Source organism: Candidatus Rokuibacteriota bacterium, from assembly GCA_030647435.1.
GTDB lineage: Bacteria > Methylomirabilota > Methylomirabilia > Rokubacteriales > CSP1-6 > AR37.
This window is the reverse complement of record JAUSJX010000013.1, coordinates 19,074-42,184: the sequence shown is the minus strand read 5'-3', so window position 1 is coordinate 42,184 and position 23,111 is coordinate 19,074. Positions and strand designations below refer to the sequence as shown.

Below are 23,111 nucleotides of genomic sequence, written 5' to 3'. Positions count from 1 at the left end.
CGTCCTCGTCCAGCAGTGCAACGACATCGCGTCCTCGCTCGGAGTAAAGCCCCTCACGTAAGATTCGCGCGCGGCGGGTCGGGGACGCGGGGCCGGGCGGGGACGCGGCGCGGGGTGCCCTCGTCCGCTCAAACCTCCTCGCCTCGCGCGCCTCCTCGCTCGGGCGCCTCCGCCTGCCCCCCATCCCCCGAGACGGGGGTGCGCTCGCCGCCCCGCTTCGCGGGACGGCTCGCGCGGCGGAGGCGCCCTGCGCTTCGGGGCGCGCTACGGCTCGTCGGATTCGCTCCCGAGGGCACCCCGCGCCGCGTCCCCGCCCGGCCCCGCGTCCCCGACCCGCCGCGCGCGAATCTTACGTGAGGGGCTTTACTCCGAGCGAGGACGCGATGTCGTTGCACTGCTGGACGAGGACGGGCGCGACGGGGATGCCCGTGACGCGGCGGTGGCGCTCCGTCTCCGCCTCGGGCTGGCCCGCCGTGTACACGCGCTCGTGCCCGTCGGCCGTCGGCATGTCTTGAAGCGCGCCCAGCATGTCGTCCATGTCCGCGGTGAACTCCTCGAGCGGTCGGAACCGCTTGATGTCGATGGCCGCGAAGCAGTGGCCCGTGTTGGTCAACTTCTGTGCGCGCAGTCCCTTCCTGTCGAGGACGTCACCGTAGACGGCGCCGCCGAGGACGCCTGAGAGAATGTCCACGAGAACGCCCAGGCCATAGCCCTTGTGGCTGCCCAGCTCCCGGCTGCCCCCGAGCGGGGAGAGCAGGCGAGAGGCCAGGACCCGGCTAGGGTCCGTGGTGGCCTGCGCCCGTTCGTCGAGCCCCCATCCCTCGGGGATAGGCTTGTTCCAGCGCAGGGCGATGTTCAACTTGCCCACCGCGACGGTGGTCGTCGCCATGTCGAGCACGTACGGCTCGCGGGCGGCGGCCGGCGCGGCGACGCTGATCGGGTTGGTGCCCATCATGGGCTTGCGCCCGAAGGTGGGAGCCATGGCCACGAATGGGGGATTGGTGAAGGCGAGCCCGATCATCCCGCGCGTGAGCGCCATCATCGAGTAGTTGGCGCAGGCGCCGAAGTGGTTCGAGTTCCGCACGGCGACGATGCCCATGCCGTAGGTCGCCGCCTTGGCGATGGCCAGCTCCATGGCCATGACGCTCGCCGGGTGGCCGAGCCCCTTCTGACCGTCCACGAGCCCTGTCGCGAGATCGTCCCGGGCGACGGTCGGCTCGGCCCACGGGTGGATGAATCCCAGGCGCGTCCACTCCACGTATTTCGGCAGCATGCCGATCCCGTGCGAGTCCACGCCGCGGAGGTCCGTGCGCGCCATCAGATCGGCGGTCAGGCGCGCGTTCTTGGGCGACATCTTGACGCCCTCGAGCACCGACACGATGAACTCGATCAGGCGCTCGTGGGGAACGACGACGGGCTCTTCGGCCATCTCGATTCCTTTCTAGGTGGGCAGTCCGGTGATCTTGATGCCGGAGTTCTTGAGCTTGTAGCGGCGATTGATCGTGGCGAGCACGGCGGTGATGCCTTCGAGCGGGCCCGCATTGGTGAGCGCGCCCACGTCGACGGCGCGGAGACCCATGCCGCTGCCGAGCTCGGCCACGGCTTTCTTCGCGTCCGCGTCCGCTCCGCAGAGCAGGAGGTCGCAGTCGATGTCGTGGCCCGCCGCGGAGAGCTCGTGGGCGGCGATGTGGTGGAAGGCGGCGACGACTCTCGCCTCGGGGCCGAGCAGCGCCTGCACCTCCTCCGCGGAGGAGCCCTGGGCGGGCGGGATGAAGAGGCGCCCGCCCCCGAAGGACAGCGGCACCACGGTGCTGATCACGACCTTGCCGCGGCAGGCGTCCTTGAGCTCGCCGAGCGTGGCGGCGAGGCCCGACGCGGGCAGCGCCAGGACGACGACTTCGGCAGCGGTCGCGGCCTCGCGATTGGACATGCCGCCCACGGCGCGGCCCGCCTGGCCGGAGATCTCCGCGGCCTTGGCGCGGGCGCGCTCGGCGTCGCGCGAGCCGATGATGACTTCGTGGCCCGCCTGAGCCCATCGGAGCGCGAGTCCCGCCCCTTCTTTGCCCGTGCCTCCAAGGATGCCTATGCGCATGCGGTCCTTTCTATCGGAAGAGGTCGCGGGCGGGGTCGCGCAGGAGCGGGCGGCTTCCGCTCTCCCCGCGGGGCCAGTTGAGCCCGCGGATGATCACGACGGGGATGCGGTCGAGCTTGCCCATGATGGGCTCGGCCGCGGAGGCGAGCTCGTCGGCCAGCGCCAGGATCGTCGCCTGCAGCACGTGGCCGGCCGGATCCTTCTCTCCCAGGTAGCTCTTGAGAGGCTCGAGCCCCGCCACGCCGATCGCGACGTTGGTCAGCCCCTCGCGCCACGGTCTGCCGAACGTGTCGGCGATGATGATGCCCAGGTCGTGGCCCGTCAGGGCCCGCAGCCCATCCCGCAACGCGCGCGCGGAGCGGTCGGAGTCCTCGGGCAAGAGGCAGGCAGTGTCGGCGTCGACGTTGGACTGGTCCACGCCCGCGTTGGCGCAGATCCAGCCCTGGTGCGTCTCGACGATCAGCACGCCCTTGTCGCGCCGCACGACGCGGCGGCTCTCGTGGAGTATGACCTCGATCAGCCGCGCGTCGCGACCGAGCTCCTCGGCCATGGCGACCGTCTCCGGCGACGGGGTGATCTCCGCGAGCCTCACGATGCGGCCCTCGGCCTTGGAGACGATCTTCTGGCTGATCACAAGGAGATCGGCGGCCGCGAGCGGCGTCCCTTGCGCGGCAGCGGCGCGAGCGATGAGGCTCGAGAGGGCCTCCCCCGCGCCGATCTCGGGCAGACCCTCGACGCCGATCACCTCGTAGCGAGGCGGCACGCTCACGCCTCCGGGCTGCGGCGCGCCAGGCGAGCCGGGACGTTGAGCGATGCGAGCAATCCGGCGCTCCGCGTGGAGGGGCCGCGGTCGAGGAGCAGCGCGAGGTCTTCCGGGGCGTCGATGTCGAGGCCGAGGCCGGGGAGCCTCCGCACCAGCGGCCGGAGGCCTGCGGCCCGCGCCGCGACCAGGTGGTTGTCGAAGGAGGGCTCGCCGAATTTGAGCGTCATTGAGTCGGGAGGCGCAAGGAGGACCGCATTGGTCCCGAAGCCAGACAGCGAGGGCACGAAGACCGCACCCGGCGCCTCCAGGGGCGCATCGGCCAATGCGGCCAGCTCGGCCGGGGTGACGCACGGCACGTCGCCTGGGATGGTGAGGAAGCGCCGCGCCCCGCGGGCGAGGGCTGTCCGCTGGGCGAGGGCGACGGCTTCCGTGTGGCCGCGGTTGGCCTCCTCGCCGAGTGTCCCCGCCCCGTGGCGCCTCGCCAGCGCCTCGACAGCCGGGTCACGCGTGACGACCAGCACCAGGCCGACCTGCGCGCGGGCCAGCGCGTCGAGGACGTCTTCGAGCATGGCGCGCGCCAGATCGCAGCGCTCGGATGGCGAGAGAAACGGGATGAGCCGCTGCTTGGCGTTGACGAGGTCCTTGACGGGGACCGCGACGACGGCGCTCACGCGAGCGCCTCGAGCGCCCGGCGGGCCAGGGCCATTTCCCCCTCCCGGCCGCGCATGACGGTCTCCGTCACGATGGTGCGTATCCCGGCGGCTTCGATGCGCGGCGTGAGCGCTGCGTCCTGGTTGTCCACGAGCAGGATGTCGAGCCACGGCGCGTAGGCGGAGGCGACGCCGAGCGCCGACACCTCGAGCCCGCACGCGGCCATGAGACGTCCGGCGGGCCCGGAGACGGCCTGCCCTCCGACGATGGGGCTGACCGCGAGGACGACCGCGTCCGTTGCCTCCAGCGCGCGCGCGACGCCCGGGACGGCGAGGATGGGGCCGATGGAGGTGATGGGATTGGACGGACAGACGATGACGGCGTGGGCCGAGGCGATGGCCTCGACGACTCCGGGGGCGGGGAGCGCTACGTGCGCGCCCGCGTAGTCCACTTCCACCACCTCGACCTGGGTCTTCTCGCGCACGAAATACTCCTGGAAGCCGAGCCAGCCGTCCGGCCCGCGGACGCACGTCCTCACGGACTGGTCCGACATGGGCAGGACCGCGTGGGTCACGCCGAGGTCCTGCGCGATCTTCGCCGTGACCTCCGTCAGCGTCTGCCCCTCGCGCAGCAGGCGGGTGCGGTGCAGGTGCGTGGCGAGATCACGGTCGCCCAGGTTGAACCAGGTCGGTTCGCCGAAGCGGACCATCTCTCCGAGCGTCCTGAAGCTCTCGCCGCTGAGCCCCCAGCCGCGGTCGTCGTCGATCCAGCCGCCCAGCGTGTAGCAGACGGTGTCGAGGTCGGGGGAGACGTGGAGCCCCCAGATCAGCGCATCGTCACCGGTGTTGCCCACGATGGTCAGCGTCCGCGGCGGGACGAGTGCGTCCAGGCCCCGCAGGAGCTTGGCGGCGCCGGTCCCACCGGCGAGGGTGACGATGCGCATGGGCCTGCGGGCTAGTGGAGGGCGGGGGAAGCGCGGCGGTCGCGACCGCGGCCCGCTGCGCTCCAGAGGGCGCTGCCGCCGCGCCAGCCGAAGAGCCCGATGCCGGGACGGCCGCGGAGGGCCTCCGGCAGCTCGGCCTCCGGCACGGGAATGAAGCCGAGGCGCACCCACACGCGGTCGAGGCCTTGCGGGCGCGCAAAAAGCGTCTCGACCTTCGCCGCCTCCACCGAGGCGAGTGCCAGGGCGACCAGACCGGCTGCCGCATCCAGCGCCGGCTCGGGGTCCGCACCTGGCGAAGCCGCGATGGCCGGCCCGTGGAGCATGGCGGCCACTCCGGCGCGCTCGAGCAGCGCGGCCCCGACGAGCGTCTCACCTTCCCACGCGCCCCAGCCCGCCGCGACGTCGGCGGGCGGCGGCGCCCAGGCTCCGACGAAGCCGAAGAGCTCTCGCGCCTCGCTCCCCGGGTCCGCGAGGGGCCGGAAGGCGAGGCCGTCCCAGCCCTTACTTCTTGCCAAGCACCGCGTCCTTGATGCTCTTGGCCAACCGGAACTTCACGACGCGCTTGGCCGGGATCTTGATCGGCTCGCCGGTCTGCGGGTTGCGGCCCATCCGCGCCTTGCGGTTGGCCAGCACCAGCCGCCCGAAGTGAGGCAGCACGAAGATGTTCTTGGCTTCCTTGACCGCGAGCCCTTCGAGCTGCTCGAAGAGATCGACCACCTGCTTCTTCGCCAGGCCGGTCTTCTGGGCGAGGTGAGCGATGGTGGCGGACTTGCTCATGGGTTTTGCCATTCGGCGATCCTCCGTCTCAGGGTTGAGGGTGAACGATACGGCCACTGCGGATGACCGCGGTCGTCTCGGACAGGGCCGGATTGTAACCCAGCCGGCCGCGCTCGTAAACATCGACATTGCGCGACGCTAGGAGCGGGCCCTAGGAGCGAGTCGGGGCCTCGGTTTTTTCCGGGTGCACGAAGCGGAATTGGCTCGACGCGGACAGCGCGCGGTAGGAGCCGAAGCGCGCCGCGGCGTCGGTGACGTGGTCGAGCGGCGAGTCCTCCTCGTCCGCGGCGGTCGCGTAGACTTTAAGTAGGTTGTACACCGTATCGCGACGGGCGGGCACGCGCCCCGCCTCGCGGATCAGACGGCGAAGCTCGGCCGGCGGCACGAGCTGGCCGTAGCCCGCGCCAGCCGACGTGGAGATGGATTCGTTGATGAGCGTGCCGCCGACGTCGTTGGCGCCCGCCGCGAGGAGGTACTGCGCCATCTTCGGTCCTTCCTTCACCCACGAGGACTGGATGTTGCGGAAGGTGGGGCCGAGAATCAGGCGGGCGAGGGCGTGCATCTTGATCACCTCGACCCCCGTGGCACCTTGGCGCACGCCCGGCACGAGCCCCCGCCGGTACATGGGCGCTTCGTGATGGATGAGCGACAGCGGGACGAACTCGGTGAAGCCGCCCGTCTGCCGCTGGATGCTCCGGAGGAGGTCCATGTGGCGGATCCAGTGCGCGGGGGTCTCGACGTGGCCGTACATGATGGTCGAGGTGGTCCGGATGCCGAGGGCGTGGGCCGAGGTGATCACCTCGATCCACTGGTCCACGGTGATGCGGCCGCGGGCGATGCGGTCGCGGATCTCCTGGTCGAGGATCTCCGCAGAGGTGCCGGGGAGCGTCCCGAGCCCGGCCTCCCGCAGCGCCTTCAGGAAGTCGGGGATCGACAGCCCCGAGCGAGTCGACCCGTAGAGGATCTCCTCCGGCGAGAAGGCGTGGAGGTGCATCTCGGGCACGGCCGCCTTGATGGCGCGGCAGAGATCCACATAGTAGGAGCCGTCGAGCTTGGGCGGCAGCCCCGCCTGGATGCAGACCTCGCTGGCGCCCATCTCCCACGCCTCGACGGCGCGCCGCACCACCTCGTCCAGCGGGAGGAAGTATCCCTCCTCTTCACGGTGGTCGCGGCTAAAGGCGCAGAAGGTGCAGTGCTTGATGCAGACGTTGGTGAAGTTGATGTTTCGGTTGACGACATAGGTGACGACGTCGCCGGCCTGCCTGCGGCGCATCTCGTCGGCGACGAGGGTCAGCGCGTGGAGCTCGCGGCCGCTCACCTCGGTGAGGCGGATGCCCTCGTCCACCGTCAGCTCACGGCCTTCGAGGGCGCCTCCGAGGATGCGGCGCACGTCGCCGCCGATCCAATCGAGCGCGATGCCGGAGGTCTCTGCCGTACCGTTCAGTTCCACGTTCGCCACCTTTCGAGGTCGCCTCTCACGAGGCCGTCGGCGTCCACGAGGCCGCGCACGCGCGGGCGCAGGGCTTCGTGGACGAACTCGGAGCGCGCCGCGTACTCGGGATAGACGGCCAGGCGCTCACGCAGCTCGAGGCCCGCCCGCTCGGTGGCGCGCCGGAGCGCCGCGAGCCCGGGCCACGGCCGCTCGGGGTTGATGTGGTCGGGGGTCAGAGGCGAGACGCCGCCCCAGTCGTTGATGCCCGCGTCGGGCAGCCGCGCAAAGTCCGCGTCGGAGAGGTTGGGCGGCACCTGGATGTTCATGTCGGGGCCGAGCAGGAGTCGCGCCACCGCGGCCGTCCGGAGGAGGTCGTCCATCACCGGCTCGGGATGGTCGCGCATCGGAATACCGGGCTTCCGGCGGAAGTTCTGGACGATGACTTCCTGGATGTGCCCGTAGCGCTCGTGCAGATCGCGGATCGCGAGCAGCGCCTCGACGCGCTCTGCGTGGGTCTCGCCGATGCCGATGAGAATGCCCGTGGTGAAGGGGATCGACAGCTTGCCGGCGAGCGCGATGGTCCGGAGGCGGCGAGCCGGCACTTTGTCGGGGGCGCGGTCGTGGGCGAGGCCCGGGCCGAGCAGCCGCTCCGAGGTCGTCTCGAGCATGATGCCCATGCTGACGTTGACTTCGCGGAGCGACGACAGGTCACGCTCGCCCATCACGCCCGGATTGGCGTGGGGCAGGAGGCTCGTCTCGCTGACGACCAGCGCCGACACCGCGCGCAGATAGTCGAGCGTCGTCCTGTGGCCCATGCGCCGCAGGAACTGGCGGTACTCGGGGAAGAGCGCCTCCGGCCGGTCGCCCAACGAGAAGAGCGCTTCTTTGGCGCCGAGGCGCTCGCCCGCACGGGCGAGCGCTACGACCTGCTCCGGCGTCATGGTCAGTGCGCCCGGGTCGCCTGGATCGCGGCGGAAGGTGCAGTACCCGCAGTAGTCGCGGCAGAGATTGGTCAGCGGTACGAAGATCTTGGCCGAGAAGGTCATGCGGCGGCCGCGACCCCGGTCCCTCGCCGCCGCCGCTGCGGCGAGCAGGTCGGGCATCAGCGACGCGGGCGTCCTTAGCAGGGCGACCGCCTCCTCCGCGGTGGGTACGCGGCCCCCCGCGGCGCGCTCGACCGCGGCTAGCTCGCGTAGCGCCACTGGAGGACCTTCCCTGGCCTGACCTTGATCATGGTTCCCTGGTCTCGCGAAAGCCCCATGCCGCGATACTGAGGGTACTTCGACAGGAGAAGGTCGATGCCGGCGGCGAAATCGTGCCCGGCCGTGAGGATCTCGGCGAGCCCTTGGATGATGACCCAGCGGAGCCGGCGCCAGTCCTCGTCGTAGTGGTCGATCACGACGGAGACCTTGGGGTTCTCGCGGATGTTGCGCACGCGCTTGAGGTCACCAGCGCGCTTGGGCTTGGCGTCAATGGCCGAGACGAGCGCCTCGCCGTCCCATGCGTAACAAAACGGCACGACCAGCGGCTGGCCCGCCCCGTCCGCCGTGGCGAGCCGGCCCAGACGGGCGCTCGCGATGAACTCGGTCACGTCGACCGGCAGGGCGCTCATGCGGTGACCCGGCGAGGGCCCGAGCTGCCGCGCATCCGGGGGCGGACCTCTTCGGCGAAACGCTCCATGATGGCGAGCCAGCCCCGGAGGTCCTGCGCGACCGGGTCGAAGACGAAGTGGGTGACGCCGAGCGCCTCGTAGGCTTTGAGGTCCCCGATCACGTCGGCGGCCGTGCCCCGGAAGAGCTGCCGCTCGCCTCCCGCGGGCTTGGCGCGCTTCGGGAGCACTTCCAGCGGGCAGCGGAAGGACAGCGTGATCGCCCTCGGATCACGCCTGGCCTTCCGCGCCCAGTCACGGATGATGGCGACCTTGTCGCGGTACTCTTCCGGGAGCAGCATGGCGGGAGGCCTGAGGCCGATGGGATGCCATCCGTCAGAGAGCTCGCCTGCCCGGCGCAGCGCGGCGTCCGTGTGCCCGCCGACCCAGATCGGGATGCCGCCCTTCTGCCGCGGCTTGGGCATGGCGCTGACCGGTCCCATACCGTAGAAGGCGCCCTGCCAGTCCACCGGCTCGCGGGTCCAGCACGCGCGCATGAGATGCAGATACTCGTCGGTGACCGCTCCGCGCCGCTCGAACGGCTCGGCGTGGAGCGCCTCGAACTCCTCCTTGAACCAGCCGACGCCCGCCCCGAGGATGATGCGGCCTCCGGAGAGCACATCCAGCGTCGCCAGCATCTTGGCCGTGACCACGGGATTGCGGTAGGGGATGACCAGCACGCTCGTCCCGAGCCTCACGCGCGACGTCTCGCCGGCAAGGTAGCTCAGCAGCGTCAGCGGCTCGAGGTACCCGTTCCGCCAGTCGCCGGCGAACTTGCCCGTCGGAGAGTAGGGATAGGGCGCGCTCTGGCTCGCCGGGATCACGACGTGGTCCGTGACGAAGATCGACGAGTAGCGGAGCTCGTCCGCCTTGCGCGCAAGCTTGATCACGATTTCGGGGGTGGCAAGCGATCCGCGGCCGGGAAGGGCGAAGCCGAAGTCCATGGGTGGCCATATTGCTCGCCACCCGGTGGCCTGTCAAGGCAAGGCCGACCGCCGTCAGGAGACCAGCATGTCAACCGGAAGGACAAGGTCCGGGCGTCTTCTCGGTCTCAAAAGGCGATTGACCCACCTTGAGCGGTATAGCAAGTTGCAACTCCTAAGAACTTGATTATCTGGGGTAAAAGTTTGATCTCTAAGCAGGTGAACTGGGCGAGTGTCAGTCTGGTGACGCTTTGGGGAGGGCTGTGCTAGGTTGGGAGATACCATGCGGTTGCCCTACAAGGTGTTCATGACTTCGGCGCTCGTCATCGTGGCGCTGGTTGGGGTCGCCACCTGGAGCCTGCTGGCCATCAGCCGGTTGGTCGACGTCAATCGAGGCATGGCGACTCAGTCTCTGCCGGCCCTTCGGATGGGCACCTCGCTGCGCGAGCAGCTGGGCGGTCTCACGCGGACCGAGATGGACGCCAGGCCGGCCGCGGCGGAGCCTGCGCAAAGGGCCTGGAACGATCGCGCCGCACGGATAGCCAAGGACTTCGACCTCTCGCGCTCCTTCCTCAGCAGTGAGGAGGAGCGGTCGCAGCACCAGGAAGCGATGGTCGCCTTTGCCATCTACCGTCGGCTCGCGGCGATGGGGCCCGGCCTCGACGCCGAGCGGCGCTTCGCGGCCGACCGCACGGGGGCGTACCTCGACCGGATGCTGGGCGCCACGTACGGCGCGCTCGAGGAAGCCCAGCTCGAAGCGCGGCAGCTCGAGGGACACACGTGGAACACCGTGTTCTGGGCTCTCCTGGCGAGCCTGGCGGCAGCGCTCGCGACGACGGCCTTCCTGGCCGTGCACCTCAGGCGTTCGCTCCGCCGGCTCTCGATCGCCACGACCCAGGTGGCCGACGGCTCCTTCACGCATCCGCTTCCCGTGACGAGCCGCGACGAAATCGGGGAGCTGGCGCGCTCCTTCAACCGCATGGCTCTGCGCCTTCGCGAGGTGGACCACCTCAAGGAGGAGTTCTTCTCGCACATATCGCACGAGCTGCGAACGCCGCTCACCTCGGTCAAGGAGGCGACCCATCTGCTGCTCGATCGCGTGCAGGGGCCGCTCACGGCCAAGCAGGCGCGATTGGTGGACATCATCGCCGCGAGCTCGGATCGGCTCCTTCGGCTCGTGAACCAGGTGCTCGAGCACTCGCGCCTCCGCGCGCGCCTGCTCCCGCTCGAGCGCCGCGCGGTGGACATGGAGAAGGTCGTCGTGCGCGCGCTCGAGGAGCTGCGCCCGCAGGTCGAGGACAAGGGCCTGGTCCTCGGGCGCGCCACCAGCGGCTCGGATTTCGCGCTGCAGGGCGACGAGGACCGGTTGCTCCGCGTGGTCGTCAACCTGGTCGGCAATGCCATCAAGTTCACGCCACACGGGGCTGCGGTGACGGTCAGACTGACCGACTTGGGTCCCGAGCTCGAGATCGCGGTCGAGGACACGGGCATCGGCATTCCGGCGACGGACCTCCCGCGCATCTTCGACCCGTACAAGCAGGCCCACAGGGGACGCGGAGGCTCCGGACTGGGGCTCGCCATCGTGAAGGGGCTCGTCGAGGCGCACGGCGGGCGCATCCAGGTCGAGTCCGAGGAGGGGCGGGGGAGCCGCTTCCTCGTGCGCCTGCCTAAGGACGTCGCGCCCCCGGTCGGGGCCGCATCGGCAGGGGGCGAGCGGTGAAGGCCGCGCGCGCGCTGGTCGTAGACGATGATCCGGACATCCTCGAGGTCCTGGAGATGCGGCTGCAATCCATGGGGCTCGACGTGACGCTCGCGAGGAACTACGGGGAGGCCGTCACGCTCCTCGACGACCGCGGCTTCGACGTGGCGCTCTTCGACCTGCGCATGGAGCCCGTCAACGGCCTCAAGCTGATGGAGGCCGCGCACGAGCGCCAGCCACGCCTGCCCGTGCTCATCATGACCGCGCATGGCACCATCGACAACGCGGTCGAAGCCGTGCGGCAGGGCGCCTTCGACTATCTGACGAAGCCCTTCGTGCCCGAGGAGCTGCGCGGCAAGGTCGGCCGCGCGCTGTCCGCGCGCCGGTGGACCCGCGACCGGACGCTGTTGAAGTCCGTGGGCGAAGCGCTGGGATCCTCCGGCACCATGGAGCGCGTCCTCGACGCGATCGCGCACGCCACGGTCGAGGCGACCGAGGCCGAAAGGGCCGTGGTCTTCTTGCTCGAAGAGGGCCGCCTCGTGCCCATGGCCAGCGCCGGTGCCGCGCCCGGCTCCATCGACCAGCTCGCCAAGACGGCGGAGGCAGTGATCGAGCGGAAGATCCCCGCCGCGGTGGCCGACGCCGACGGGCGGGTGCTGCTGGGCGCTCCGCTGTTCGTTGGCGGCGGGGCCGCCGGCGCGCTCGTAGTTGAGACACGGGTGGAGCCGACGGCGGACGACCTCGACCTGCTCGCGATCTTCTCCTCGCAAGCCGCGGTGGCGCTCAAGAATACGCGGGAGCTGGAGCGCCTGAGAAGCGGCGCACTGGCGGCGCTCGGGCGCATGGCTGCCCAGGTGGCGCACGAGCTCCGGAATCCGCTGGGCGGCCTCAAGCTCTTCGCCGAGTATCTCGAGCACAGGCTCGGCAAGGCCGGGGACACCGAGGGCTCCGAGGTGGCCGGCAAGATCAGCCGCGAAGTGGACCACATGACCGACCTGGTTCGCGAGATCACCCAGTTCGGCCGGCCGGGGTCTTTGCGGCGCGTTCCCACCAATGTCAACGGCCTGCTGGAGTCCTGCCTCGCCCTTGCCCAGGCCCGCGTGGCGGGCAAGGAGATCCGCGTGGTGTTCGAGCTCGACCCGGCGCTTCCGCAGGCCGCGCTCGATCCCCGCGAGATCCGCAAGGTTTTCCTCAACCTCATCGTCAACGCGCTCGAGGCCATGGAGGCGGGGGGAACGCTGACGCTGCGCACGCGCCCAGCAGAGCGGGGACTCGTCGAGGCGGTGGTGGAGGACACGGGCTGCGGCATGTCCGAGGAGACGCGCGCGCGCGTCTTCGATCTCTTCTTCACCACCAAGGACAGCGGCACCGGTCTCGGCATGGCCATCGCGCGCACCGTCGTGGAGCAGCACGGGGGACGCATGGACATCCGGAGCCAGCTCGGGCGGGGCACGCAGGCGCGGGTGCTCCTGCCGCTGGGGGCGCCATGAAGCCGGTTGTGCTGGTGGTGCCATGAAGCCGGTTGTGCTGGTTGTTGACGACGAGCCCGCGATCGCGGAGGGCCTGCGGCTCATTCTCGAACGCGAAGGCTACGTCGTGGAAACAGCGGTGAGCACGGCTGAGGCGGCCGCGCGCCTGGACGGCCGCGACTTCTCCGTGGCGCTCGTGGACCTCGTTCTGCCCGACGGCGACGGCATCGGTCTCCTGAGGCTGCTCAAGAGTCGCGACCCCGACATCGAGGTCATCATCATGACGGGCCACGGCTCGATCTCGAAGGCCGTGGAGGCGACCAAGGAAGGCGCCTTCTACTTCGTGACCAAGCCCTTCGACTCGGCCGAGATGCTGACCCTGCTCGGCAAGGCGCTCGAGCGGCGGGGACTCCTGGCCGAGACCTCTGACCTGAAGCGGCAGCTCGCGGAGCAGATGGGGTACGGCGAGATGCTCGGAGGCTCGCCCACCATGCGGCGCGTGTTCGAGCTGCTCGACTCGGTCGCCGCGTCCGACGCCAACGTCTTTATCGTGGGAGAGAGCGGCACGGGCAAGGAGCTGGCCGCCAACGCCGTCCACGCCAAGAGCCCGCGCGCCCAGGGGCCCCTGATCAAGATCAACTGCGCCGCGCTGCCGAAGGATCTCATCGAGTCCGAACTCTTCGGGCACGTCAAGGGCGCCTTCACGGGCGCCACCTCGGACCGGCCGGGCCTCCTCGAGGAGGCCCACAAGGGCTCTCTCCTCCTCGACGAGATCACGGAGATGCCGCCGGACCTCCAGGCCAAGCTCCTGCGCGTGCTGGAAGACCGGAGCGTGCGGCGCCTGGGCGGCAGCCGCGCCGTGCCCGTCGATTTCCGGCTCATTTCCTCGACGAACCGCGACCCCGAGGCCGCGGTCCGCGACGGCTCTCTGAGACAGGACCTCTACTTCCGAATCAACACCGTGACGGTGGAATTGCCGCCGCTCCGGGAGAAGGCCCACGATATTCCCCTCCTCGTGAAGGGCTTCTTCGACCGCTTCCGGCTCAAGCACAACAGGCCGGTGGAGGGGATAGACCCCGAGGCGTTCAGGCGGCTTCTGTCCTACATGTGGCCCGGCAACGTGCGCGAGCTCGAGCACGTCATTGAGCGCGCCGTGCTGGTGGCCCGCGGGCGTCAGGTGACGGCGGCCGACCTGCCCGAAGCCCTCAACGCCGGCGCACCGCTCCTGACTGCCATCCCGCCCGCCGGGTCCCTCGAGGAGATCGAGCGTCTCTCGATAGTGCGCGCGCTCGAATCGACGGGGTGGAACAAGCAAGCGGCGGCGGCCATTCTGGGCCTTCGCCGGCCCACTCTGTATTCGAAGATGCGCCGCCACAACATCCCCCAGCGGCGCACCTAGGGCGAACGTTCGATCCTCGACGGTGTCAGGCTCTACCGTCACGCCGGTGACGTCTTCGCTGACACTGGGTCCCTAAGTGCCTGATAATCGACCCCTCCCCGCCGGGCCCCCAGATTGCATTTAGGGCGCACGGGAGGTGGCGCCGATGATGAAGATGCTGGTGGTCGACGACGATCCGGCTTGGCGGGCTCTGTATCGGATGGGCTTCGAGGGAGACTTCGAAGTCTTCGAGGCGGTGGACGGGCTCGACGCGTTGGCGGCCCTCGACCGGGTGCGGCCGGATATCATCGTACTCGACCTCCGAATGCCTCACCTCGACGGCATGGCTTTCCTTCGCCAGATGGAGCGGCGCGGATTGAAGGTCCCGGTAATAGTCTGTTCGGGCACGTTCACCATGGACAGCCCACCCGCCATCCCGGGCGTGTTTCCGGCTCAGAAGAGCCCCGACCTCCGCAATGTCTGGAGCGCTCTCGAGGCCGCGCTGCCTCGACCAGTCGAGACAGACGCGAATCTCAAGTCCCGCCGCGCAGTCGAAGAGACCCTCTGGCGCGACTGACGCCGTAATCGCTTCCGCCTCGGCCCCTGCCTAGTGCCGAGGCAGTTTTCAGCATCTGCCTACCAAATGGGCAGATGTCTGTCTCGAGGTCTCTCCCTTTCGCCCTTCAAGCATTTGATTTTTCTCGCGCTCGTGGAATACAGTCGCCCGGCACGACAGGTGCACACCAAGGCGCCCCGGGAGGACTCAATGAAAAAGATCGAAGCTATCATCAAGCCGTTCAAGCTCGACGACGTGAAGGAGGCCCTGACGGGCATCGGCGTCATCGGCATGACGGTCTCCGAGGTCCGCGGCTTCGGTAGGCAGAAGGGGCACACCGAGCTCTACCGCGGCGGCGAGTACACCGTGGATTTCCTCCCCAAGATCAAGATCGAGGTAGTTGTGCCCGACAGCCTCGTGGACAAGGTCGTCGGCGTCCTCGCTGCGGCAGCCAAGACCGGCAACATCGGTGACGGCAAGATCTTCGTCCATCCCGTGGACACGGCGATTCGTATTCGCACCGGTGAGCGCGACGAGAGCGCCCTGTGACGGCAAGGGTCAGGGAGGCGAGGCCGTAATGAGAACGTCCCGGGTATTCTTGCTCATCCTGCTGATGGCGGTCCTGGGTCTGTGCGCTGCCGGCCCGGTCTTCGCCCAGGCCCCGGCGGCCGCTCCGCCGGCTCCCGCCGCGGCCGCCGCCGCTCCTACCACGGCCGGCGCCCCTGGGGCGCCGGCTCCGAAGATCGACACCGGGGACACCGCATGGGTGTTGATGTCCTCGGCCCTCGTACTCCTCATGACGGCGCCCGGGCTCGCGCTCTTCTACGGCGGCATGGTCAGGCAGAAGAACGCGCTCGGGACCCTGATGCAAAGCTTCATCATTCTGGCGCTGATTTCGGTCCAGTGGGTGCTCTGGGGCTACAGCCTGGCGATCGGGCCCGACAAGGGCGGCAACATCGGGGGGCTCGAGTGGGTCGGTCTGCGCGGCGTCGGCGCCGAGCCCAACCCGGCGTACGCTGCCACCATCCCGCACCAGGCGTTCATGCTCTTCCAGATGATGTTCGCCGTCATCACGCCGGCTCTCATCACCGGTGCCTTCGCCGAGCGTAAGAAGTTCTCGACCTTCATCGTCTTCGTTCTGGCATGGGCGACCCTGGTCTATGACCCGCTGGCGCACTGGGTCTGGGGCGACGGCGGCTGGCTCCACAAGCTCGGGGCGCTGGATTTCGCGGGCGGCACCGTCGTCCATATTTCCTCGGGCGTCTCGGCGCTGGCGGCCGTCCTGGTCATCGGCAAGCGTAAGGGCTATGGCCAGCAGCCGATGCCGCCCCACAACCTGCCCTTGACGGTGATGGGCGCGAGCCTGCTCTGGTTCGGGTGGTTCGGCTTCAACGCGGGGAGCGCGCTCGGCGCTAATGGCCTCGCCGCCCACGCCTTCACCACCACCAACACGGCCGCCGCGGCGGCTGCGCTCGGCTGGATGCTGACCGAGTGGAGCTCGCGGGGCAAGCCGACGGTGCTGGGCGCCGCCTCGGGCGCCGTGGCGGGCCTGGTGGCGATCACGCCGGCCGCCGGGTTCGTCACGCCCATGGCCGCGCTGGTCATCGGGGGGCTCGCCGGGGTCCTCTGCTACACGGCCTGCAACCTCAAGACCAAGCTCGGCTACGACGACTCGCTCGACGTCGTCGGCGTGCACGGCGTCGGCGGCACCTGGGGGGCGCTCGCCACCGGGATCTTCGCGACCAAGACCGTCAACGACGCGGGGGCCAACGGGCTCCTCTATGGCGATCCGGGACAGCTCTGGAAGCAGGTCGTGGCGGTCGGCGCGACGCTCGTGCTGGGCTTCGTGATGACAGTGGTCATCCTCAAGGTGCTCGACGCCGTCATGGGCCTTCGCGTTAGCGAGGACGACGAGATGGCGGGGCTCGACCTCTCGCAGCACTCGGAGACGGCCTATGCCCTCGGCGGATCCTCGTATGGAGAGTACGGGATGAGCGGCCCCGGAAGCGGCGCGTTCGCGGAGGCCATGAAGGCGGCGCAGGCCAAGCGCCCGGCCCATTGACGCATCGAACCGGAGCGCTTAGTGTAGCGAGGCCGGTGGGGCAGCGACGCTCCACCGGCCCGGCATTTTAGTCCCACGTCATCTCAAAGGAGGCGGAACGCATGACCCCGAAGGACGCACTGAAGATGGCCAAGGAGAAGGGTGTCAAGATCGTTGATCTGCGCTTCATCGATCTCCCCGGCCTCTGGCAGCATTTCTCGATCCCGGTTTCCGAGCTGAACGAGGGCATCTTCCAGGACGGCCTGGGCTTCGACGGCTCGTCTATTAGAGGCTTCCAGACCATCGACGAGTCGGACATGCTGCTGATCCCCGACCCGTCGACGGCGCAGATGGACCCGTTCACCGCCGTGCCGACCCTCGTCCTCATCTGTAACGTCAAGGATCCGATCACCGGCAAGGCCTACAGCCGCGACCCCCGCTACGTGGCGCAGAAGGCCGAGGCCTACGTCAAGAAATCGGGCGCCGGGGACACCATTTTCATCGGGCCCGAGCTCGAGTTCTTCTTCTTCGATTCGATCCGCTTCGACCAGAGCTACAACTACGGCTTCTACTTCATCGACTCCGAGGCCGGCGCGTGGAACTCGGGCCGGGAGGGCACGCCGGACCGCCCGAACCTCGGCTACAAGCCGCGCTACAAGCAGGGCTACTTCCCGGTGCCGCCGATGGACCAGTTTCAGGACATCCGCTCTGACATGGTCCTCGCCCTGGAATCGGTCGGCGTCCGGGTGGAAGTGCATCACCATGAGGTGGCGACCGGCGGGCAGACCGAGATCGACATGCGCTTCGACACGCTGACGAAGATGGCGGACAAGGTCTGCTGGTACAAGTACTGCGCGAAGAACACCGCGAAGAAGTGGGGCAAGACGGCGACCTTCATGCCCAAGCCGCTCTTCCAGGACAACGGCTCCGGCATGCACACGCACCAGTCCATCTGGAAGAACGGCAAGAACCTCTTCTACGAGCGGGGCGGGTACGCCGACATCTCGAAGATGTGTCTCCACTATATCGGCGGCATCCTCAAGCACGCGCCCGCGCTCTTGGCGTTCATCGCGCCCAGCACCAACAGCTACAAGCGGCTGGTGCCCGGCTACGAGGCTCCGATCAACCTCGTTTACAGCCAGCGCAACCGCTCCGCCGCCATCCGCATCCCGATGTACAGCAAGTCCGAGGGGGCGAAGCGCATCGAGTTCCGCACGCCTGATAACACGTGCAACCCCTATCTCTCCTTCGCCGCGTGCGTGATGGCGGGGCTCGACGGCGTCGCGAACAAGATCGACCCGGGCAAGCCGGTGGACAAGGACCTCTACGAGCTGCCGCCGGCCGAGCAGAAGAAGATCAAGCAGCTGCCTGGCTCGCTCGACATCGTGCTGGACAACCTGGAGAAGGACCACGACTTCCTGCTCAAGGGGGACGTGTTCACGCCTGATCTGATCGAGACCTGGATCGACTACAAGCGGAAGAACGAGGTGGACCCCGTACGGCTGCGTCCGCACCCGTACGAGTTCGCCCTCTACTACGACATCTAGCCTGCCTTCAGTACAGGACACGGCCCTCGGCGCCAAGCGCGCCGGGGGCCGTCGTGCGTCGGCGGCTGGGCGGGAGGAGGCGGTTGCTCACTCAGTAGGCGATGCCCACTGCTTGCGCGACGGCTGGGCAGGCGGCGCGATCTATAGCGCGCCTAATCGTCCGATTCTTCAGGCAAGCGAGATGGCATCGTCCTTGCTGTTCCACGGATGCATGAAAGCCCAACGATGGAGGGTCCTGATCATCGATGATCACGCTCCGTCCCGGGCGGCCGTGGCCGAAGCCGTCGGCTCCCAGGGGGGCACCGTCGTGGGCAATGGCAGCCGGGTGGAGGACGCCCTACGCCTCGTGGACAAGCATCGTCCCGACGTGCTCCTGCTGGCGGTGGGCCTGCCCGACGGCGACGGAGTGGAAGCGGCGCGGCGCGTGATGGCGAGCTTGCCGTGCCCGATCGTGCTGTTGACGAGCCACGCCGATCCCGACGTGGCGGCGCGGGCTGTCGACGCCGGCGTGCTCGGTTTCCTCCTCAAGCCGTTGCGCAGCGCGGAGCTCGGCCCCGCCCTTGACGTCGCCGTCACGCGCTTCAGCGAGCTCGAGGTCGTCCGGAAGGAGAACGAAGCGCTTAGGCGGAAGCTTGAATCGCGCAAGCTCGTGGACCGCGCGAAGGGGCTCCTCATGACCCGGCTCGGGATGAGCGAGCCGGAAGCCTTCCGGCGCATCCAGAAGACGGCCATGGATACGAGGATGACCATGGCCGAGGTTGCCCAAGCTCTCCTCCTTACCGACGGGATGGGTCCGCTCCGCCCTGCACGCTAGCGTTGCCGTTTTCTGAGGCAGAACCTGGCCGCTGCCTACCAAGTAGGCAGCGGCCTCGTCATATCCAGTGTGTGTTTACCCGTAATTGTTGACAAATACTGATGGTCTTCCCGGGCATGGCGCTTGCTCCTCCAGAAGCGCGGCGCGCCGAGACAGCGGGGTCTGAGGCCGAGCGCCGGTTCTGGCAACGGACAGGGCCCGATGAAGGGCCCCAGTACTCACCCCGAAGTCAGAAGGAGACGGACATGCAAGGGTTCTCACGCAGGGACTTTCTCAGAGGGACGGCGGCCGTCGGCTTCGGCGCCGCGGCGGGGATCGGCTTTCCGTCCGTGCTCCGCGCCCAGAGCGCCGGCACGGTCAAGGTGGGCGTTCTCCACTCACTCTCCGGCACCATGGCGATCAGCGAGGTGTCGCTGCGCGACGTCTGCATGATGGCGTTCGAGGAGATCAACGCCACGGGTGGGGTCCTGGGCAAGAAGATCGAGTCCGTGGTCGTTGACCCGGCCTCGAACTGGGATCTCTTCGCCGAAAAGGCGAAGCAACTGCTCCTCCAGGACAAGGTGGCGGTCACGTTCGGCTGTTGGACCTCGGTCAGCCGGAAGTCGGTGCTGCCCGTGTTCGAGAACAACGACGGCCTGCTCTTCTACCCCGTGCAGTACGAGGGCGAGGAGTGCTCGAAGGCCGTCTTCTACACGGGCGCCACGCCGAACCAGCAGCTGATCCCGGCGGCCGAGTACCTGATGTCGAAGGAGGGCGGTGGGTACAAGAAGTTCTACCTGCTCGGCACCGACTACGTGTTCCCGCGCACGGCCAACAAGATCCTGCGCGCGTTCCTGCTCGCGAAGGGCGTGCCGGCGGACAACATCGCCGAGGAGTACACGCCGTTCAATCACCAGGACTACCAGACCATCGTCGGCAAGATCAAGCGCTTCGCTTCCGGCGGCGGAGCCACGGTGCTCTCGACCATCAACGGCGACAGCAACGTGCCCTTCTACAAGGAGTTCACCAACCAGGGTCTGCGCTCCGAGACCGCGCCGATCATGGCCTTCAGCGTGGCCGAGGACGAGTTGCGCGGTATGGACACCTCCGCGCTGGTCGGCCATCTCGCGGCCTGGAACTATTACCAGTCGGTCAACACACCGCAGAACAAGAAGTTCATCCAGGCCTTCAAGAACTACTGCGAGAAGAACAAGCTGCCCGGCGGGTCGAAGCGCGTCACGGACGACCCGATGGAGGCGGCCTACTTCGGCGTCTACATCTGGAAGCAGGCCGTCGAGAAGGCGAAGTCGTTTGACGTGGCCGCTGTCCGCAAGGCCGTCTACGGCCAGAAGTTCCTGGCGCCGGGCGGCGAGATCAAGATGGACGAGGTCAACCACCACACCTACAAGCCGGTGCTGATCGGCGAGATCCTCAAGGACGGCCAGTTCAAGGTCGTCTCGCGCTCGAAGGGCCTGGTCAGGGCCGAGCCGTGGAGCAAGTACACGAGCCCCGACAAGGGGTGCGACTGGGTCAACCAGAAGGGTACGTACCAGAAGAAGGCCTAGCGACTCACGTGATCACGCGTCTGCTGTTGGCGCTCGCGCTGCTGCCGGGGCTCACTGCCCCGGCAGCAGCGCAGGATGCGGCTCCGTCACCGGCGCCGGAGATCGTCAAAGCCATCGCCGCGGTCGCCTCGAGCGACGCCACCGTGCAAGAGGCGGCGGCGGTCGCTCTCGGCAAGACCGGCGACCGCAAGCTGCTGCCGCTGCTGGAAGCCCTTCGCGAGGGCAGCGTCTACGTCCGTTCGCTGCCGGGAGGCAAGAAGGAGACCGTCATCGTCGGGGACAAGGTCAACGAAGGCGACAAGACCCTGGTCCCGATCTTTACCGCCTACGGCCGAGAGCCTCTCCAGAGCTCCGACGGCAAGCCGCTTCACGCCGACCTCTCCAAGCTCGCGGAGGTCGCGACGGGGCGCAGCCTGCGTCTCGTCCTCAGGCCGCTGATCGATGCGTTCTCGGGAACGACGCAGCTGGCCGACCCGGACTGGACGGTTCGGCAGGCCGCCGCCGTGAAGATGGGCAACGGCGGTGACGCCGGCGCGCTGCCGGCCCTCACCGAAGCCCTCGCGAAAGAGAAGGACAGGTGGGTGCGCTACGCGATCGAGGAAGCGGTTGCCCTCATCCACCTGAAGTCGGGCTCGCCCGCCGAGCGGGTCAACGCCGCCACCAGGCTAGGCGCTCTCGGGAGCGGCGACGCGCTCGATCGGCTTCGCGAGATAGCGGATGCCGCCGACACGCCGCCCGCGCTCAAGCAGGCCGCGGCGGAAGCCGTCAAGCGGGTCGAGCGCTGGACGCTGCTGACCCAGGCGATCCAGGTCATGTTCCAAGGAGTCTCACTGTCCTCCATCCTGCTCCTGATGGCGCTCGGCCTCGCCATCATCTTCGGCCTGATGGGCGTCATCAATATGGCGCATGGCGAGCTGATGGCGCTCGGCGCCTACGCCACCTACGTGACGCAGGGGTGGTTCCAGGGGCACGCTCCGGGATTCTTTGGGTACTACTTCCTCGTGGCGCTCCCGCTGTCCTTCCTCGTGGCGGGCGCGGCTGGTTTTGCCCTCGAGCGCGGCGTGATCCGGTTCCTCTACGGCCGGCCGCTCGAGACCCTGCTGCTGACCTGGGGCATCAGCCTCATGATCCAGCAGGGGCTGCGTCTCTGGTTCGGCGCGGCGAACGTGGACGTGATCGCGCCCACGTGGCTTTCAGGCGGCGTGCCGGTGATGGTCGGGATCCAGCTGCCCTATAACAGGCTCTTCATCATCGGGCTCGCGACCGTCGCTGTGGCGGGGATGTATCTCCTGCTCTTCAAGACCGACGCGGGCCTGCGGGTCCGCGCGGTGACGCAGAATCGCGGCATGGCGGCCTGCCTCGGCGTCCGCTCCCGCCGCGTGGACGCCCTCACGTTCGCCCTGGGCGCAGGGCTGGCCGGCATCGCCGGCTGCGCGCTGACCCAGATCGGCAACGTGGGGCCGGAGCTCGGCCAGAACTACATCGTCGACTCCTTCATGGTGGTCGTGACGGGGGGCGTCGGCAAGCTCCTCGGGACCATCCTGGCTGCGCTCGGCATTGGCGGACTCAACAAGATCATCGAGCCGGGCCTCGGCGCCGTGTTCGGAAAGGTCGCGATCCTCGTGGTCGTGATCCTGTTCATCCAGCGGCGTCCGTCCGGGCTGTTCGCGGCGAAGGGACGCTATGCGGACTCGTGAGCGCTGGACGTTCCTCGCCGCGGCCGTCCTGCTCGTCGTGGTGCTGCCCGCCCTGAACGCGCTGCCACAGGGCTCGCCGTTCTGGGTCTCCAACTTTACGCTGAACCTCTTCGGCAAGTTCCTGACGTACGCCATCTTGGCGCTGGGGATCGATTTAATCTGGGGCTATACGGGCGTGCTCTCGCTCGGCCACGGCGTCTTCTTCGGTCTCGGCGCCTACGCCATGGGCATGCACCTCATGCTCGAGATCGGGGCCAAGGGCGTGTACCAGAACGTGCTGCCGGACTTCATGGTCTGGAACCGCGTGACCGAGCTGCCGCTGTTCTGGAGGCCCTTCTACAGCGCCCTGTTCACGCTGATCGCGGTGGTGGTCGTGCCCGGCATCGTTGCAGCGGTTTTCGGTTTTCTCACCTTCAGGAGCCGGATCCGGGGCGTCTACTTCTCGATCATCACCCAGGCGCTGGCGCTCTGCGCCTGGCTCACGTTCAACCGCAACGCGATGAACCTCGGCGGCACCAACGGCCTCTCCGGCTTCAAGACCATGTTCGGGTTTCCGCTCAATGAGGCGAGCACCCAGCGCGGGCTCTACGTCGTCACCGCCCTGTGCCTCTGCGTGGCGTACCTGCTCTGCCGGTGGATCGTGCGCTCCCCGGCGGGCAGGGTCCTGGTCGCCATCCGCGACAGCGAGACGCGCGTGCTCTTCTGCGGGTATTCTCCGGCGGCGTTCAAGCTCTTCGTCTTCACGGTGTCGGCGGCACTCGCGGGGGTGGCGGGCGCGCTGTACGTCGGGCAGGTCGGCATCATCACCCCCGCCCGGATCGGGGTGCTGCCGTCCATCGAGATGATCATCTGGGTCGCGGTGGGCGGGCGGGGCACGCTCATCGGGCCGGTCGTCGGGGCCTTCGGCGTCAACTGGCTCCAGAGCCTGCTGACGACGCACTACCCGGATCTCTGGATCCTCGTGCTGGGCGGGATGTTTGTGGCCGTCGTCCTCTTTGTCCCCGACGGCATCGTGGGCACGGCGCAGAAGCTCATGGCGCGCTTCGGCGCGGCCAAGACGCCTGAGCCCGCGGCGGCCCGGAGTGAAGAGGCCAAGGCCGTAGAGGTGACGCCCCGATGACCGCTTGCGCGAAGAGG

22 protein-coding genes are annotated in these 23,111 nt (G+C 68.5%); 11 read left to right on the top strand and 11 right to left on the bottom strand.

What is annotated here, in order from left to right:
- Positions 1-349: 349 nt before the first annotated feature.
- From Q7W02_03460 to Q7W02_03410, 11 genes are all read right to left on the bottom strand, one after another.
- Complete coding sequence (locus tag Q7W02_03460) at positions 350-1,429, bottom strand: Ldh family oxidoreductase (GenBank protein MDO8475250.1); 1,080 nt, start codon at positions 1,427-1,429, stop codon at positions 350-352.
- Positions 1,430-1,441: 12 nt separating this feature from the next.
- The gene (gene npdG, locus Q7W02_03455) at positions 1,442-2,092 is read right to left on the bottom strand and encodes an NADPH-dependent F420 reductase (protein ID MDO8475249.1); all 651 of its coding nucleotides are present in this window, start codon (positions 2,090-2,092) and stop codon (positions 1,442-1,444) included.
- A gap of 10 nt (positions 2,093-2,102) precedes the next feature.
- On the bottom strand, positions 2,103-2,855 hold the full coding sequence (cofE, locus tag Q7W02_03450; GenBank protein MDO8475248.1) for a coenzyme F420-0:L-glutamate ligase: 753 nt from the start codon (positions 2,853-2,855) through the stop codon (positions 2,103-2,105).
- Positions 2,856-2,857: 2 nt separating this feature from the next.
- On the bottom strand, positions 2,858-3,526 hold the full coding sequence (gene cofC, locus Q7W02_03445; protein ID MDO8475247.1) for a 2-phospho-L-lactate guanylyltransferase: 669 nt from the start codon (positions 3,524-3,526) through the stop codon (positions 2,858-2,860).
- Positions 3,523-4,449, bottom strand: a complete 927-nt coding sequence (cofD, locus tag Q7W02_03440; protein MDO8475246.1) for a 2-phospho-L-lactate transferase — start codon at positions 4,447-4,449, stop codon at positions 3,523-3,525. The genes cofC and cofD overlap by 4 nt, the downstream gene beginning before the upstream one ends.
- 11 nt (positions 4,450-4,460) lie before the next feature.
- Positions 4,461-4,964 (bottom strand): hypothetical protein, encoded by a 504-nt coding sequence (locus Q7W02_03435; protein ID MDO8475245.1) that lies wholly within the window; start codon positions 4,962-4,964, stop codon positions 4,461-4,463.
- Positions 4,951-5,238, bottom strand: coding sequence for an HU family DNA-binding protein (locus Q7W02_03430; GenBank protein MDO8475244.1), 288 nt, complete (start codon positions 5,236-5,238; stop codon positions 4,951-4,953). Before Q7W02_03430 ends, Q7W02_03435 begins: the two co-directional genes overlap by 14 nt.
- A 139-nt stretch (positions 5,239-5,377) precedes the next feature.
- Positions 5,378-6,628, bottom strand: coding sequence for a 5-amino-6-(D-ribitylamino)uracil--L-tyrosine 4-hydroxyphenyl transferase CofH (gene cofH / locus Q7W02_03425; GenBank protein MDO8475243.1), 1,251 nt, complete (start codon positions 6,626-6,628; stop codon positions 5,378-5,380).
- 38 nt (positions 6,629-6,666) lie between these two features.
- Positions 6,667-7,860, bottom strand: coding sequence for a 7,8-didemethyl-8-hydroxy-5-deazariboflavin synthase CofG (cofG, locus tag Q7W02_03420; GenBank protein MDO8475242.1), 1,194 nt, complete (start codon positions 7,858-7,860; stop codon positions 6,667-6,669).
- Positions 7,842-8,270 carry a TIGR03668 family PPOX class F420-dependent oxidoreductase gene (locus tag Q7W02_03415; GenBank protein MDO8475241.1) on the bottom strand — a complete coding sequence of 143 codons (429 nt, stop codon included), beginning with the start codon at positions 8,268-8,270 and terminating at the stop codon, positions 7,842-7,844. Before Q7W02_03415 ends, cofG begins: the two co-directional genes overlap by 19 nt.
- The gene (locus Q7W02_03410; GenBank protein ID MDO8475240.1) at positions 8,267-9,250 is read right to left on the bottom strand and encodes an LLM class F420-dependent oxidoreductase; all 984 of its coding nucleotides are present in this window, start codon (positions 9,248-9,250) and stop codon (positions 8,267-8,269) included. Before Q7W02_03410 ends, Q7W02_03415 begins: the two co-directional genes overlap by 4 nt.
- 262 nt (positions 9,251-9,512) lie before the next feature.
- Here Q7W02_03410 and Q7W02_03405 point away from each other — a divergent pair, with 262 nt between their 5' ends.
- The 11 genes from Q7W02_03405 (at position 9,513) to urtC (ending at position 23,094) form a co-directional block, all read left to right on the top strand.
- The gene (locus Q7W02_03405; GenBank protein ID MDO8475239.1) at positions 9,513-10,949 is read left to right on the top strand and encodes a HAMP domain-containing sensor histidine kinase; all 1,437 of its coding nucleotides are present in this window, start codon (positions 9,513-9,515) and stop codon (positions 10,947-10,949) included.
- Positions 10,946-12,418, top strand: coding sequence for a response regulator (locus tag Q7W02_03400; GenBank protein ID MDO8475238.1), 1,473 nt, complete (start codon positions 10,946-10,948; stop codon positions 12,416-12,418). The genes Q7W02_03405 and Q7W02_03400 overlap by 4 nt, the downstream gene beginning before the upstream one ends.
- Positions 12,419-12,440: 22 nt before the next feature.
- Entirely contained in the window at positions 12,441-13,796 is a 1,356-nt protein-coding gene (locus Q7W02_03395) for a sigma-54 dependent transcriptional regulator (protein ID MDO8475237.1), read from the top strand.
- A 145-nt stretch (positions 13,797-13,941) separates the two neighbouring features.
- Positions 13,942-14,352 (top strand): response regulator, encoded by a 411-nt coding sequence (locus Q7W02_03390; GenBank protein MDO8475236.1) that lies wholly within the window; start codon positions 13,942-13,944, stop codon positions 14,350-14,352.
- Between the two features lie 189 nt (positions 14,353-14,541).
- The gene (locus Q7W02_03385) at positions 14,542-14,880 is read left to right on the top strand and encodes a P-II family nitrogen regulator (GenBank protein ID MDO8475235.1); all 339 of its coding nucleotides are present in this window, start codon (positions 14,542-14,544) and stop codon (positions 14,878-14,880) included.
- A gap of 28 nt (positions 14,881-14,908) precedes the next feature.
- Positions 14,909-16,393, top strand: a complete 1,485-nt coding sequence (locus Q7W02_03380; GenBank protein ID MDO8475234.1) for an ammonium transporter — start codon at positions 14,909-14,911, stop codon at positions 16,391-16,393.
- 101 nt (positions 16,394-16,494) lie between these two features.
- A complete protein-coding gene (gene glnA, locus Q7W02_03375; protein ID MDO8475233.1) occupies positions 16,495-17,919 on the top strand; it encodes a type I glutamate--ammonia ligase in 1,425 nt (474 codons plus the stop codon).
- Positions 17,920-18,130: 211 nt separating this feature from the next.
- Positions 18,131-18,733: an ANTAR domain-containing protein gene (locus Q7W02_03370; protein ID MDO8475232.1), complete on the top strand. Its 603-nt coding sequence runs from the start codon at positions 18,131-18,133 to the stop codon at positions 18,731-18,733.
- Positions 18,734-18,978: 245 nt separating this feature from the next.
- Complete coding sequence (gene urtA, locus Q7W02_03365) at positions 18,979-20,277, top strand: urea ABC transporter substrate-binding protein (GenBank protein MDO8475231.1); 1,299 nt, start codon at positions 18,979-18,981, stop codon at positions 20,275-20,277.
- Positions 20,278-20,285: 8 nt separating this feature from the next.
- Positions 20,286-21,974 carry an urea ABC transporter permease subunit UrtB gene (gene urtB / locus Q7W02_03360; GenBank protein MDO8475230.1) on the top strand — a complete coding sequence of 563 codons (1,689 nt, stop codon included), beginning with the start codon at positions 20,286-20,288 and terminating at the stop codon, positions 21,972-21,974.
- Positions 21,961-23,094, top strand: coding sequence for an urea ABC transporter permease subunit UrtC (gene urtC, locus Q7W02_03355; GenBank protein MDO8475229.1), 1,134 nt, complete (start codon positions 21,961-21,963; stop codon positions 23,092-23,094). Before urtB ends, urtC begins: the two co-directional genes overlap by 14 nt.
- The last annotated feature ends 17 nt before the right edge of the window (positions 23,095-23,111 follow it).

Coding starts and splice junctions, on each gene's coding strand:
- Q7W02_03460 (MDO8475250.1), bottom strand. CDS start 1,429: ATGGCCGAAGAGCCCGTCGTCGTTCCCCACGAGCGCCTGATCGAGTTC.
- npdG (MDO8475249.1), bottom strand. CDS start 2,092: ATGCGCATAGGCATCCTTGGAGGCACGGGCAAAGAAGGGGCGGGACTC.
- cofD (MDO8475246.1), bottom strand. CDS start 4,449: ATGCGCATCGTCACCCTCGCCGGTGGGACCGGCGCCGCCAAGCTCCTG.
- Q7W02_03430 (MDO8475244.1), bottom strand. CDS start 5,238: ATGGCAAAACCCATGAGCAAGTCCGCCACCATCGCTCACCTCGCCCAG.
- Q7W02_03415 (MDO8475241.1), bottom strand. CDS start 8,270: ATGAGCGCCCTGCCGGTCGACGTGACCGAGTTCATCGCGAGCGCCCGT.
- Q7W02_03410 (MDO8475240.1), bottom strand. CDS start 9,250: ATGGACTTCGGCTTCGCCCTTCCCGGCCGCGGATCGCTTGCCACCCCC.
- Q7W02_03405 (MDO8475239.1), top strand. CDS start 9,513: ATGCGGTTGCCCTACAAGGTGTTCATGACTTCGGCGCTCGTCATCGTG.
- Q7W02_03395 (MDO8475237.1), top strand. CDS start 12,441: ATGAAGCCGGTTGTGCTGGTTGTTGACGACGAGCCCGCGATCGCGGAG.
- Q7W02_03390 (MDO8475236.1), top strand. CDS start 13,942: ATGATGAAGATGCTGGTGGTCGACGACGATCCGGCTTGGCGGGCTCTG.
- Q7W02_03385 (MDO8475235.1), top strand. CDS start 14,542: ATGAAAAAGATCGAAGCTATCATCAAGCCGTTCAAGCTCGACGACGTG.
- Q7W02_03380 (MDO8475234.1), top strand. CDS start 14,909: ATGAGAACGTCCCGGGTATTCTTGCTCATCCTGCTGATGGCGGTCCTG.
- glnA (MDO8475233.1), top strand. CDS start 16,495: ATGACCCCGAAGGACGCACTGAAGATGGCCAAGGAGAAGGGTGTCAAG.
- Q7W02_03370 (MDO8475232.1), top strand. CDS start 18,131: ATGAAAGCCCAACGATGGAGGGTCCTGATCATCGATGATCACGCTCCG.
- urtA (MDO8475231.1), top strand. CDS start 18,979: ATGCAAGGGTTCTCACGCAGGGACTTTCTCAGAGGGACGGCGGCCGTC.
- urtC (MDO8475229.1), top strand. CDS start 21,961: ATGCGGACTCGTGAGCGCTGGACGTTCCTCGCCGCGGCCGTCCTGCTC.